The sequence below is a fragment of the Pedobacter cryoconitis genome (assembly GCF_014200595.1).
GTDB classification, from domain to species: domain Bacteria; phylum Bacteroidota; class Bacteroidia; order Sphingobacteriales; family Sphingobacteriaceae; genus Pedobacter; species Pedobacter cryoconitis_C.
Genome location: NZ_JACHCG010000001.1, coordinates 1,750,965 through 1,764,589, shown reverse-complemented (window position 1 = coordinate 1,764,589; position 13,625 = coordinate 1,750,965). Strand labels below are relative to the sequence as shown.

The window sequence follows — 13,625 nt, the reverse complement described above, 5'->3', positions numbered from 1 at the left end:
TTTTAACATTCTAAATCAGCGAAATCATGTCAGCAAATTATAGATTCGAAACATTACAACTTCATGCAGGTCAGGAAATTGACCCAACAACAGGTTCAAGAGCGGTACCTATTTATCAAACTACTTCTTATGGATTTAAAAGTGCCGAACATGGTGCAAACCTATTTGCATTAAAAGAATTCGGTAACATTTATACCCGCTTAATGAATCCTACTACAGACGTTTTCGAGAAACGTGTAGCTGCACTTGAAGGGGGTGTTGCAGGACTTGCAGTTGCCTCAGGACAGGCCGCTCAGTTTATTGCCTTAAACAATATCCTGGAAGCCGGTGATAACTTTGTTTCTTCTCCACATCTTTATGGAGGTAGTTATAATCAATTTAAAGTTGCTTTTAAACGCCTGGGCATAGAAGTAAGATTTGCTGCAACTGATGACACACAAGATTTTGAAGCTAAAATCGATAAAAACACGAAAGCAATCTACCTGGAAAGCATTGGCAACCCATCCTTCAGTATTCCTGATTTCGAAAAGCTTTCGCTGATTGCTCAAAAATATGACCTGCCTTTAATCGTAGACAATACATTCGGTGCTGCCGGTTACTTATTCAAACCCCTGGAACATGGTGCTCACATTGTAGTACAATCTGCTACCAAATGGATTGGCGGACACGGAACAAGTATCGGTGGTGTAATTATAGATGGCGGAAACTATAACTGGGGAAATGGCAAATTCAAACAGTTCACCTCCCCTTCTGAAGGTTACCACGGTCTGGTCTTTAATGATGTATTTGGAATTGGAAGTGACTTTGGAAATATTCAGTTTATTATCCGTGCAAGAGTAGAGGGTTTAAGAGATTTCGGCCCTGCTATTTCACCATTCAACTCGTTTCTTTTAATCCAGGGACTGGAAACTTTATCATTACGCGTTCAAAGACACGTTGACAATGCATTAGCGCTGGCAACCTGGCTGGAAAACCATGAAGCCGTGAGTAAAGTATTTTATCCCGGCCTAGAAAGCAGCCCATATCATCAGAATGCAAAGAAATATCTGAAGAACGGATTTGGTGCTGTACTCTCCTTTGAACTGCATGGCGGCAAAGAACAAGCCGTGCAATTTGTGAATGAGCTGCAACTGGTTAGTCATCTGGCTAACGTAGGTGATGCAAAAACACTGATCATACAACCTTCAGCAACTACGCATCAGCAATTAAGCGATGCCGAACAAGCAGCTGCCGGGATTACACCTCAATTACTAAGAGTATCTGTAGGAATTGAACATATCGATGATATCAAAGCTGATTTCGAAAAAGCTTTTGAAAAATTATCATCAGGAAAATAGCTTTAAGCTTAAAAAAGATAGAAATAAAATGTCATCAACACACCTATATAATTACCCAAAACAATTTAAGCTGGAGAACGGCAAAAAATTGCGCGGGGTACAAATTAGCTATCAGACTTTTGGAAAGCTAAATGCCAGCAAAGATAATGTGATCTGGGCATGTCACGCATTAACCGCCAATGCAGATGTACTGGACTGGTGGAAGGGGCTTTTTGGAGAGAAAAACCTATTTAATCCAGAAGAGCATTTTATCATTTGTGCTACCGTTATTGGTTCACATTATGGAAGCACAAACCCACTGAGCATTAACCCGGTGACGGGAACCCCTTATTACTTATCATTTCCTGAGTTTACCATCAGGGACTTGGTTCACGGACATCAGCTGCTGGCTGAACATTTAGGCATTCAAAAGATCCGCGTATTAATTGGTGGATCTTTAGGTGGCCAGCAGGCAAGCGAATGGGCAATTATGGAAAGCAACAAAATAGAGAACCTGATTCTTGTAGCGACCAATGCTTACCACTCCCCATGGGGAATCGCTTTCAATGAGAGTCAGCGTCTGGCGATCAGTACGGACCGTAGTTTTTATGCACAACAACCTGATGGCGGGATAAAAGGCTTAAAGGCAGCGAGAAGCATCGCCCTGCTTTCTTACCGGACTTATGAAGCCTATAATGCGACACAACTGGAAAGTGTCAATGAAAAAACTGATGGCTTCCGGGCTTCCTCTTATCAGAATTACCAGGGAGAAAAACTTTGCAAAAGATATAATGCCTATAGCTATTGGTACCTAAGTAAAGCGATGGATAGCCACAATGTAGGCAGAGGAAGGACAAGTGTTATTGAGGCTTTAAAAGCCATCAAGTCTAATACACTGGTGATTGGAATTGAAAATGACTTCCTTTTTCCTTTAGTAGAACAGGAATATCTGGCTAAACACATTCAGGGTGCAGAATTTCACAGCATTAATTCGGCCTATGGCCATGATGGATTTTTAATTGAAACAGACATACTAACTAATATCATCGGCAATTTCCTCAAAGAAAGTGTCAATAAAAAAATTGTTAAACTGCATAAAACAGCATAAATGAGTAAGAAACTTAAAATTGGAATATTCGGTTTTGGAGTTGTGGGACAGGGCCTACATGACATCATCCGTGGCCAGGATTTAAATCTGGAAATTATTAAAATAGCCATCAAAAATCCGGATAAGAAACGTAGTCTGGATGCCGGGCTATTTACTACCGATCATGATGAGATTTTAAATAATCCGGAGATTAACACGATTGTAGAATTAATAGATGATGCAGACGCAGCGTTTGCTATTGCAAAAAAAGCATTGACCAGTGGAAAACATGTAGTCTCTGCCAATAAAAAAATGATTGCCAATCATTTAGAAGAATTAGTAGAATTACAAGCTAAATACGGGGCTTCCTTACTTTATGAAGGCGCAGTATGTGGCAGTATTCCAATTATCAGAAACCTGGAAGAGTATTATGACAATGAACTGCTGCATGGAATAAGCGGGATCTTCAATGGTTCATCGAACTATATTTTATCTAAAATATTCAACGAGAATATGCCATATGATGTTGCTTTGAAACAAGCACAGGAACTTGGTTTTGCAGAAACTGATCCGATTATGGATGTTGGTGGTTATGACCCTAAGTTTAAACTGGCCATTGCGACTGCTCATGCTTACGGCTTATTTATTGATCCGGATAAAATCCTGAATGTTGGTATCCAGAACTTATCAGAGCAGGATATTCAATATGCAAGAGAAAAGAATTACAAGATTAAACTGGTACCTACGGCGCGTAAAATCAGTACCAAGCAAGTGGTAACTTATGTATTGCCTAAGTTTGTGAAATCTGATGATTTTTTATATAACGTAGAAAATGAATACAATGGAGTTACTGTACAGGCTGCTTTTGCAGACAAACAGTTCTTTTTCGGAAAAGGTGCTGGTGGACATCCAACTGGCGCGGCAGTTTTATCTGATATTGCAGCCTTAAGATATGGCTACAGATATGAGTACAAAAAGTTTCATCAGCAAAACGGGCTGATTCATACAGACAATGTAAATATCGAAGTTTACCTGAGATATACACATGAATATACCGTTGAAAAACTGAAGATTGAAAACATTGTAGAACGTTTTTCAAGGAATGACTTTAAGTATGTGATTGGTAGTGTAAGCCTGAAATCACTGTTAGCAAATAAAGATTTACTGGTACAAAAGGATGTTTTTATAGCCCATACCGGAAGATTCACTTACACAGATAAGCAGATAGAAGTGATTGCCGGAGAAGAGGCACTTGTCCACTAAATCCATACACAAAAAACTCTCTGGAGTTAACAAACGAAAAAGCCTTTCAGGATTGACTGAAAGGCTTTTTCGTTAATGTTACCTATTAAAATGAGGTAAATGATGCGTAGTGATCATTGGTATAGTAGCGGCTTCCGTCATTGCCCAGGATAATTCTTTCTGTTCCCCTGTTTTGTCCGTTTACTTTTGGATTGACATCATATTCCTTGTAAGCTACTCCTTGTGGTAATAAGCCTTCACGGTTCTGGAACACTGTCCCTCCTACATATCCCTGAGGTGCTTTTCCATTTTTAGCTACATAATCAGCAACCGTATAAGCTTTTTGCGGAACTGTTACCGCTGCTTGCTTTGTAGTATGACCAGCAATGCTAACTGTTGTTGCCTGTAGCGTGTTTACTAAAGCTAATGAAGAATTACTGTCTTTCGTAAAAGATGAAAACAGCATACCAAAGGTTAGCAATGCGAATAAAATTTTAAAGTTTTTCATAGATCTTTTTTTTATAGGTTATTTATTAATGAATAGATAAACTAAAGATCAGTGATTTAAGTTAATTTTTTATGCGTTCAGCAAAACTTAATGCATTGTTCATAGTAAGCAAACATAGCCCGCAGCAATTACACCGAAGATTATCCGTAATAGCACAAATAAGCTACATCCTGATCGCAAATCACCTCAAAAGAGGTACCTGAAACAACATCAAATTCTTCCTGCGCGTTATAAACCTGATACTCATCAGTTAACTTTACTTTCATACTACCAGAGATCACGATCATCTTTTCTGGTGAAGAAGTTGAAAAAACATAGGTTCCTTTCTTCATCACTCCAAGTGTAGCTTTACCTTTCTCAGTTTCCAGTCCAAGGCTTTGAACTTTACCTTCAAAATAAACATTGTGGGCTACTGTTTCATTGACAACAGTAGTATTAATCGGATCACTCATAGTTCTATTGGGGTTTAGGTTATTCAAATATACTTCCATTTACGTAAATTGCAGGCAGATATTTTAGAAGATAACAGCAGATGCTTATGGATATAATAGAAGACAATTTATACGGCAAATTCAGTATTTCTCCCCTTATCAATGAATTAATTAACTCCAGGCCTTTTGAAAGGCTTAAGGGAATACATCAGGGTGGTGGAATATTTTTGGTTAACCCAAAACTAACGTTGACCAGGCATGAACATTCTATCGGGGTCATGTTACTGATTAAGCTACTGGGTGGAACTGAAATGGAACAAGCAGCAGGATTACTTCATGATATTTCACACACAGCATTTTCTCACGTTATTGACTATGTATTTGAACATGCCGGAGAAGATTACCACGAAGAAATCTATCAGAGAATTTTAAATGACTCTGAGATCCCGGAAATTCTGAGCAAATATGGATACACACTTTCAGAACTGACAGATCAAGACTTTAATATTCTGGAGCAGCCCCTACCTAATCTTTGTGCAGACCGGGTTGATTATGCTTTGAGAGACCTGTTTTATGCCGGGTTTATTAACAAAGAAAAAGTTAAAGACTTTATTTCAGCAATCTCCATTCATGAAGGAAGAATCATGGTGACCTCGATAGCAGAAGCACAATGGTTTAAAAGCAAATTTGAAATTTTGAACAAGGACTATTTCGCAAAAAAAGAACACCTTTATGCCAACGAGAAATTGACGGAAATAATCAAACAGCTGCTCGCTGAAAAGGCAATCACACCTGCTGACTTTGAAAAAGATGATACCCAGCTCCTGAAACTAATTGAAAATACTGTTGCCGGAAAACAGCGCATTGAAGAAATTAAAAAACTACAGGATTTTGAAGAATATACGCCCAGTTTCAATTTAAAAGATCGGGTAGTAGATCCGGAACTTTATAGCGGTGGAAAATACTTCAGGCTGAGTGAGGTCTGAGACCAGATGTAAATTACGACAAAGGGGTATCCGGTTAAAACCGGATACCCCTTTTTAATTATTTTCCAGGTTCAGGAATTAAATTTCTCTGTTGATATCCCAGTTTTCCAGGTAATCTGCAACGCGGCGAACAAAAGTACCACCAAGCGCACCATTAACCACTCTATGGTCATAAGACAACGAGAGGAACATCATATGGCGGATTGCAATAACATCTCCGTATTCAGTCTCTAAAACTGCTGGTTTCTTTTTAATAGCCCCTACTGCAAGAATAGCTACCTGAGGCTGATTGATAATAGGTGTTCCCATTACGTTTCCGAATGAACCTACGTTAGTCAGCGTAAAAGTACCCCCCTGCGTTTCATCAGGTTTCAATTTAGAACCCCTTGCACGGTTTGCCAGATCATTTACAGATTTAGTCAATCCAACAAGGTTCAGCTGATCTGCATTTTTAATTACAGGAACGATTAAGTTACCACTAGGTAAAGCAGCAGCCATACCAATATTAATATCTTTTTTCTTAATGATCTTAGTTCCATTTACAGAAACATTGATCATTGGGAAATCTTTAATTGCTTTAGTTACCGCTTCAATAAAGATTGGCGTAAAAGTAATCTTTTCGTTTTCTCTCTTCTCGAAGTTTTTCTTCACCTTATCTCTCCAAAGCACCATGTTCGTCACATCGGCCTCTACAAATGAAGTTACGTGAGCAGAAGTCTGCTTACTCATCACCATATGATCCGCAATGATTTTACCCATGCGATCCATTTCAATGATTTCATCAGCCCCGCTAACACTCACTACCGGCTGTGCGCTATTAGATTTTGCAACAGGTGCTGGTGAAGCGACATTATTAACTGGTACTTCCTTAACAGCAGCGGGCTGGCTTGTTGCACGGTTAGCCAATACGGCTCCCGTACTCTTACGCCCATTCTGAATATAATTTAACAGATCATCCTTAGTTAAGCGGCCATCAGCACCACTACCAGCAATATCATCAAGCTCAGCTACGCTAATCTGCTCCTGAGCAGCTATGCTTTTTACTAAAGGAGAATAAAAGCGATCCGGTTCACTGCTATGCTGCGCAGAATTTACCGGTGTATCATTCAACTGTTCAGTTCCCGGAATGTTGACTACCGGCTCAGCCGCAGGAGCCTGTTCAGCTACCACTGGCTGCTCCTGCTTTTCAGCAGCTTTACTTTCAGCAGCATCCGTCTCGATTATTGCAATTACAGCGCCAACCTGAACAACATCATCTTCCTTATATAATTGTTGGATCAGTTTTCCAGCCACTGGTGACGGAACTTCTGAGTCCACTTTATCCGTTGCGATTTCTAACAGGGTATCATCCAAACTGATCATATCACCAGGTTGTTTTAACCATTTGATGACGGTTGCTTCTGCAACACTTTCTCCCATTTTAGGTAATAATAATTCGTATTGTGCCATTTAGTTTACAGTAAATTTGGTATTTCCTATCGGATGCAAAAGTAAGGCTTTTTTGCAGTTAATTGTTATCTTCTTTCAGCAGATTCAAAATCATTGTTAATGCAGCTATAGCTGAACGCTCAATATTCTGTGCCCTTTTACTTCCAAAAGTAAATAACTTAGCTACTACCCCATTCTTGTTTGCCACTGCTATCCAGACAGTTCCGACTGGTTTATCAACGGTTCCGCCATCAGGTCCGGCGATACCGCTTACCGCTACACTATAGTCCGTATTAAAATGAGTAATTGCACCAGCAGCCATTTCTTTTACAGTTTGTTCACTAACCGCACCATATTTTGCCAGTGTATCCGCTTTTACACCTAAAACAGATTGCTTTAATTCATAAGAATAAACAACTGCGCCGCCCGCATAAACAGAAGAACAGCCCGGATGCTGCGTAATTAACTGCGCAATATATCCACCCGTACAACTCTCCGCAGTAGAAAGCGTCAATCCTCTTTTGTCCATAAGATCAAGAATAGCCTTCTCAATGGCAATATCATCTTCAGCAACAATATAAGGCTTGATCTTTGCAATAATCCGCTGCGCATAAACCTCTACCTCCTGCTTCAACTGAGCCTCATCAGTACCAGATGTACTTAACCTTAGTCTTACCTGTCCGAGTTTCGGTAAATAAGCAAGCTTAATAGAAGGAGGTAAACTATCTTCAATTTCCTCAATCTGCTGTGCCAGAAAAGACTCCCCTAAATTTGCAGTAAGGATTGTTTTGTGATAAATAAAAGGCAATTCAAAAGCCTGCTTCAATCTTGGCAGGATTTCTTCATCCATTAAATACATCATTTCGAAAGGCACACCTGGCATAGAAACAAAGATTGTCCCCTCACGCTCAAACCACATACAAGGAGCCGTTCCATTTTTATTTGGGATTACCGTACAACCATCAGGCACATCAGCCTGTTTGATATTTGATTCAATCATCGGCCGGTTAAAACGTCTGAAAATCTCTTCCACCTGGGCCAGTACACCAGCATCACGGCGCATACCCATATTAAAGTATTTCGCCAGTGTATATTTGGTAATATCGTCCTTGGTCGGGCCTAATCCACCAGTAATTAAAATGATCTTCGCTCTTTGCTCTGCCTGTCCCAGCGCCTCTATAATATGCTCAGCATCATCAGACACCGAGGTTATTTGTTTCACTTTAATGCCCGCAGCATTCAGTTGTTTGGCCATCCATGCAGAATTTGTATCCACAATCTGGCCGATTAATATTTCATCGCCAATCGTAATAATCTCAGCTAACATAAAAATTCGTTAAAAACGTGTATAATAAGCTTGTTGCTTGCTCAACTTCAAATCCTGTAAAATTGAAGCTTTTACCTTAATTGTCAAATTATAACTTCTATAAGGGCCAATAGGAATCCAGTTGATACTCATATCCCAGCAATGTAAATCTCTGTATATCGCAAATGAAGTAGGTGACAAACCCGCACTTTTAAAATCATAACCAGAAGTAAACTGTACTTTCCACTTAGGGGTAACGTTAAAATCCCCATTAAAGTTTAGCGTATTTGTTGCTGTCGGTAACAAACCAGTTGCCTGTCTGGAGTAGTCAAAACGGTAAGAGAAAGTAAAGTTCCATGGAATTTTAAAATCCACAAATGCATTAGGATCCTTGCTTACTTCAGCTAACTGTGCAGCCTGCTCCGGCGTCATTCCAGTCTGCTGCGCTTTTTTTGTTGTCTTGTCCAGACTCTCATTGCGCTTGCGGAAAGCTTCTGCATTTAAGCTATAACCAAACGAAACACTAAATCTTGTTAACCTTGGAAGCGTATACCTGTCCACCAGTTTTTTAGTTTGATAAACCCCATTAATCGTTGAATCCGCTACCGCATAAGGGTTAAATGACCCATCGTAAGTAATTCCGAATTTATCCGTAAACTGTGAACGTCCACTAAAACTCAACTCAGAAAGCTTAAATGCTGGTGCAAGAAAGTTATAAGACCCATTAAATCCCAAACCCTGAATAATCGGTACTTTTCTCATACCCGTACCCGTCGTATCCTTTTTCGACAATACTTTCGCCTCTAAAGTGTTATCCAAACCAAAACTGATACTCGCATTTCTTCCTTCTCCCGGTCCGCCATACAGCGTACCCTCATGAATAGAATAGCGCTTATTTCTTCCATAAAAAGGATCATAAACAGGCGTACCATCCTGATAAAGTAAAGTCTTGTAATTTCCTTTCGAAGGATCAGAAAAATCAGGGCGGTAACTAAAGTTCGCATTCGGTGTCATCACTAAACGCAAAGCCTTTAAATTACCCATTTTCTTAAACTGCAATGTATTATAGATCTTGGTAGACAAGCCCATATTAATACTATATTCACCAGAGCGGTTAAAACCCTGAATTGTATCTCTGACGATCTGATCCGGCTGTACAACCCCATTTAATAAAGTCCCGCGGATTGCAGTTTGGCGGATAGACTGGAACTGCCATTTCTCTAAATAAGTTCCACCCGCTGAAAAGTTGAAATACTTTAAAGCTGTAAAGTTGATACTTACCGGAACCGTGTGACTGAACCCATTTTTTAACCTATCCAAAGCCTTTTTGGTAAAAAGTAAACTATCAGAAGTAGAAATAGAATTGGAAGCTACCATAGAGTAACCTACAGTAATCTTATTATACCACTTCTGTTCCCCTACACCCTTTTGTTTAAAAAGCGGAAAAGTCTGTACGCCTAATGCAATATCCGGTAAAGTAACGTCTACCGTTTTAGATTGTGTATTCTGATTATGTCTTGCCGCTGCTGAAAAGGTAACCTTTCCATCTGCAAATGTCCTGCCGTAACTTATACTGGAAGATAATGCATTTTCAGTAATCTGTCTGAAATCATAACTCGTTCCACCAGCAGTATTTAAGTTGTAACCACTGGTCTTGATATTCACACTCGCCCCAAAGTTTGTTCCAGGATGCGCGTTCGCGTTCTGTGAATGTACCCACTGAATACTATAATCCTTACGTGGCGAATAAGCCGGCGTACCTTCCAGACCATAACGATTACTATTATAATCTACTTTGATACTTCCATTATACTTATAGCGCTTCACATAATTTGAAGTTACCGACATTCCATAAGAACCCCTGGTATATAATGTACCCAGAATCTTAGCATCCCAGTAATCATTCAGATTCAGATAATATCCACCATCCCTGAAAAAGAACCCCCTGGTATAATCGTCCCCAACATTGGGCATAATAATACCTGAATTCCTTTTATTAGGTTTTGGAAAAAAAGCAAACGGCAAACCTAAAGGCAGCGGTATATCTTCAATTTTAAGATATACAGGCCCTGTAATAATTTGTTTATCCGTTACGATACCCTTCGTAATAAAGATTCCAAAGTGGGGATGCGGTAAATTACAGGTACTATAAGTCATCCCTTTCAGGTGAATCTCATTGTCCGGTTGCCTCTTACTCTGACCACCAGAAAAGAATCCCCCCTCCTGTTCAGTGAAAGTATTAAACACAGTACCCTTTCCAGATTTCGTATTGTAGAAAAGTGAATCTGCTATAGAGGAACCCTGTTTTTCCATCTTAAAAATAGGCTTACCCAAATACTTACCTTTTGAATCTTTTCTTCCACTGGCAAAAACAGTATTCGTTTTAGAATTATAAGTAATATAATCCGCATCAAGCTCGAAGGATTGATAAATAACCCTTGCCTTTCCGTACAAGTAGATAATACTATTATCCTTACTATATTTTGTAGAATCGACTGCTGAATACTCTATTTTAGAATCCCCCTGTTTTACCACGCCACCCTTGGCACCGGCAGCACCACCAACCTTAACCTTGGAAGTGTCTTTTTTCGCTGTGTCCTGTGGCAATTTCAGTGGACTTTTAGCAGTAGTATTTGTAGTAGGTATAACTTTATTAATCGCTTTTTTGGTGGTGTCCTGCTGTTGCAATATTTGTCGTGTAGAAAAACTTTCAAAGGCAAAAGCAGAATGACCGGCTGATACCAGTAAAAAGATAGAATTCAGTAAGAGGATAGTTCGTAAAAATTTCAAATTCTTGTGTGAATGTAATAAGTGCAACTGTAGTTAAAGTCTGTCTAAATTTATAGATTAAAATTGTTTAATATCCATTTTTGAATGAAACAGCTCAACTGTTGCAAAGAAAGCCATTACCTTCCCAAAACAATTAACGCTCTTGCAGCCAAAAATTGTGCTTAAACAAATTAATATCTATGTTTAAAACAGCCTTTTAACCCAAAACGTCCAAAATTAGCGAAAAATATAGCATTGCCGGGGGCAAATGCCATTTTGATTAAAAATATTTCCTAACACCCCTCTAAACGTCGGATTACCAATAAATTATGGTGCATAAATAATTAAAACCGGCCCTGCAAATCCGAACATATATACCGGTCATACAGTGGATCATCCGCCATGCTGTAAAACAATTTGAAACAATGGGCACCAATTCTGTACTAAAAATTATATTATACTATCTTTGTGCGCAAATAAGCTACAATTAAGGGATAATTATACCTGTTTAAGTTTATAATTTAAACAGATCCGGAGCCATTAAACAAAAAGATTAAATGAGATTAAAAAGGAATATATTCTTATGCGCCATTTTTTTATTGATCAGTTCAACAGCTGCCCTGTCTCAGGGCTATAAAGTAAAGACTATAGTTATCGATGCTGGTCACGGTGGTGATAAACCAGGTGCAGCCGGAAGCTATTCATTAGAAAAAAACGTAACACTGCAAGTCGCCTTAAAATTGGGCCGGAAGTTTGAAGAAGATATGCCAGGTGTAAAGATCGTTTACACCAGAAAAACAGACGTTGACGTTTCCTTATACCGCAGACCAGAAATTGCGACCGCAGCAAAAGCTGATTTATTTATCTCTATTCACTGTAATTCCATGCCAGACCGGAGAGTTGTAACCGGTTATACCACCAGAAAAGGAAAAAGAATACCTAAATACGGTTACGTAAAAAACAAAACCACCAGTGGTGCCGAAACATTTGTGGCCGGTAGTCACCGCTTAAACGAGCAAGACGGAGCACTCAGGGAAAATGCCGATATTAGCTTAGAAAAGGATTATAAAAAAAATTATGATGGTTACGATCCAAAGGATCCTGAAACATTTATTATACTATCTTTGTTTAAAAATATATACAGGGACAAAAGTCTGAAATTAGCGCGTCTAATGCAGAACAATTACACCCGCGACAACAAGAGATTTAACAGAGGTGTTAAAGAGCAGGGAATTTTAATCTTACAAAGATGTGGTATGCCAGCCGTACTAACTGAGATTGGGTTTATATCCAATCCATCCGAAGAAGATTATATAAACTCAGCGAACGGACAATCGGAGATTGTGAATGCAATCTTCAAAGCTGTGAAGACCTACAAACAAGAAACAGAAGTAAATTAAGTAAAAAGACTATAAGTGAAAATAACTAACGAAACCAAAGTAGGCATATTAGCAGCCTTTTCTATCGCCTCATTAATTATCGGATATAACTTCCTTAAGGGTAACTCGTTATTTTCGAGCGAAACACTACTATATGCCAGATACTCTCGTGTTGACGGTTTGGCTATATCAAAACCCGTATTAATTAATGGCTTTCAGATTGGTCGGGTAGATAAACTTATCTTACAACCTGACGGGTCTATTTTGGCTACCCTGAAAATAAAAGGAAAATACGACATTCCAAAATCAACCATAGCCAGATTAGAAAGCACCGATCTATTGGGAAGCAAGGCAATCGTAATGGCTTTAGGTACTGGTAAAGACTTCGCTCAGGACGGTGACACCCTAAACTCTAACGTAGAGAAAAACCTGATGGAGACCGTTCAGCCCGTACAAAAGAAAGCAGAACTTATTATCGGTAAAATGGATTCTATCCTGACCAGCGTGAACTCTATCCTGAATCCTGATTTCCAGAAAAACGTCAACAAGAGTTTCAATAGCATTGCTGGTACCCTTGCATCCTTAGAAGGAACCTCTAAGAAAGTAGATGGATTAGTAGGAACTGAAAGCAAAAGAATCGCTGCTATTTTAGCAAATGCCGAATCAATTTCAGGAAACCTTAAAAACAACAACGAGAAAATCAACGCTATCCTGAACAACATCAATAAAATCACTGATCAGGTTGCAGCAGCAAACTTCAAGCAAACTATTGACAATGCAAATAAAGCTGTAGCTGACCTTCAGGGCATCGTAACTAAAGTTAATGACGGTAAAGGAAGTTTAGGCCTGCTCGTTAACGACACTCAGATGTATGATAACCTGAACAACGCCTCTAAAAACTTAGATAACCTGATTATCGATTTAAAAGCTAATCCAAAACGTTACGTACACTTCTCAGTGTTCGGCGGAGGAGGATCGAAAAAAGATAAGTAGTAAATAAAAAGGGAAAGGCGCTTTGCTGTCGGCGTTCATGAAGAATGAACAATGTCAGCAAAGCGCCTTTCCCTTTTTTATTTAATTTCCCCTCGTATTTTCTGGTTAGGTTAATTGTTGGGAGCTTAAAAAAAATCTTAAGATGCCTTAGAAAAAAACCATTAAACATGGCGAATAGCT

11 protein-coding genes are annotated in these 13,625 nt (G+C 39.1%); 6 read left to right on the top strand and 5 right to left on the bottom strand.

Annotation, left to right across the window (positions count from 1 at the left end):
• The first annotated feature begins 26 nt into the window (after positions 1-26).
• The 3 genes from HDE70_RS07235 to HDE70_RS07225 are packed head-to-tail and all read left to right on the top strand — an operon-like array spanning position 27 to position 3,666.
• Positions 27-1,337 carry an O-acetylhomoserine aminocarboxypropyltransferase/cysteine synthase family protein gene (locus HDE70_RS07235; RefSeq protein ID WP_183889059.1) on the top strand — a complete coding sequence of 437 codons (1,311 nt, stop codon included), beginning with the start codon at positions 27-29 and terminating at the stop codon, positions 1,335-1,337.
• A gap of 28 nt (positions 1,338-1,365) precedes the next feature.
• Positions 1,366-2,424: a homoserine O-acetyltransferase family protein gene (metX, locus tag HDE70_RS07230; RefSeq protein WP_183889057.1), complete on the top strand. Its 1,059-nt coding sequence runs from the start codon at positions 1,366-1,368 to the stop codon at positions 2,422-2,424.
• Positions 2,425-3,666 (top strand): homoserine dehydrogenase, encoded by a 1,242-nt coding sequence (locus tag HDE70_RS07225; protein WP_183889055.1) that lies wholly within the window; start codon positions 2,425-2,427, stop codon positions 3,664-3,666.
• A gap of 85 nt (positions 3,667-3,751) precedes the next feature.
• Here HDE70_RS07225 and HDE70_RS07220 read toward each other — a convergent pair whose 3' ends face one another.
• Together HDE70_RS07220 and HDE70_RS07215 are read right to left on the bottom strand one after the other, a co-directional pair.
• Positions 3,752-4,153 carry a ribonuclease domain-containing protein gene (locus HDE70_RS07220; RefSeq protein ID WP_221270758.1) on the bottom strand — a complete coding sequence of 134 codons (402 nt, stop codon included), beginning with the start codon at positions 4,151-4,153 and terminating at the stop codon, positions 3,752-3,754.
• A 140-nt stretch (positions 4,154-4,293) separates the two neighbouring features.
• Positions 4,294-4,605, bottom strand: coding sequence for a pyrimidine/purine nucleoside phosphorylase (locus tag HDE70_RS07215; RefSeq protein WP_183869860.1), 312 nt, complete (start codon positions 4,603-4,605; stop codon positions 4,294-4,296).
• An 86-nt stretch (positions 4,606-4,691) separates the two neighbouring features.
• On the opposite strand from HDE70_RS07215, the gene HDE70_RS07210 reads away from it, so the two are divergent.
• Entirely contained in the window at positions 4,692-5,570 is an 879-nt protein-coding gene (locus HDE70_RS07210; RefSeq protein WP_183869859.1) for an HD domain-containing protein, read from the top strand.
• A gap of 78 nt (positions 5,571-5,648) precedes the next feature.
• On the opposite strand, the gene HDE70_RS07205 is transcribed toward HDE70_RS07210, so the two are convergent.
• The 3 genes from HDE70_RS07205 to HDE70_RS07195 are packed head-to-tail and all read right to left on the bottom strand — an operon-like array spanning position 5,649 to position 11,094.
• On the bottom strand, positions 5,649-7,019 hold the full coding sequence (locus HDE70_RS07205; RefSeq protein WP_183889053.1) for a dihydrolipoamide acetyltransferase family protein: 1,371 nt from the start codon (positions 7,017-7,019) through the stop codon (positions 5,649-5,651).
• A gap of 58 nt (positions 7,020-7,077) precedes the next feature.
• Positions 7,078-8,325 carry a competence/damage-inducible protein A gene (locus HDE70_RS07200; RefSeq protein WP_183869857.1) on the bottom strand — a complete coding sequence of 416 codons (1,248 nt, stop codon included), beginning with the start codon at positions 8,323-8,325 and terminating at the stop codon, positions 7,078-7,080.
• A gap of 9 nt (positions 8,326-8,334) precedes the next feature.
• Positions 8,335-11,094: a putative LPS assembly protein LptD gene (locus HDE70_RS07195; RefSeq protein WP_260160083.1), complete on the bottom strand. Its 2,760-nt coding sequence runs from the start codon at positions 11,092-11,094 to the stop codon at positions 8,335-8,337.
• A 536-nt stretch (positions 11,095-11,630) separates the two neighbouring features.
• Between HDE70_RS07195 and HDE70_RS07190 the strand changes: the two genes are divergently transcribed.
• Entirely contained in the window at positions 11,631-12,473 is an 843-nt protein-coding gene (locus HDE70_RS07190) for an N-acetylmuramoyl-L-alanine amidase (RefSeq protein WP_183869856.1), read from the top strand.
• A gap of 15 nt (positions 12,474-12,488) precedes the next feature.
• Positions 12,489-13,445, top strand: a complete 957-nt coding sequence (locus tag HDE70_RS07185) for an MlaD family protein (RefSeq protein ID WP_183869855.1) — start codon at positions 12,489-12,491, stop codon at positions 13,443-13,445.
• Positions 13,446-13,625 lie beyond the last annotated feature (180 nt).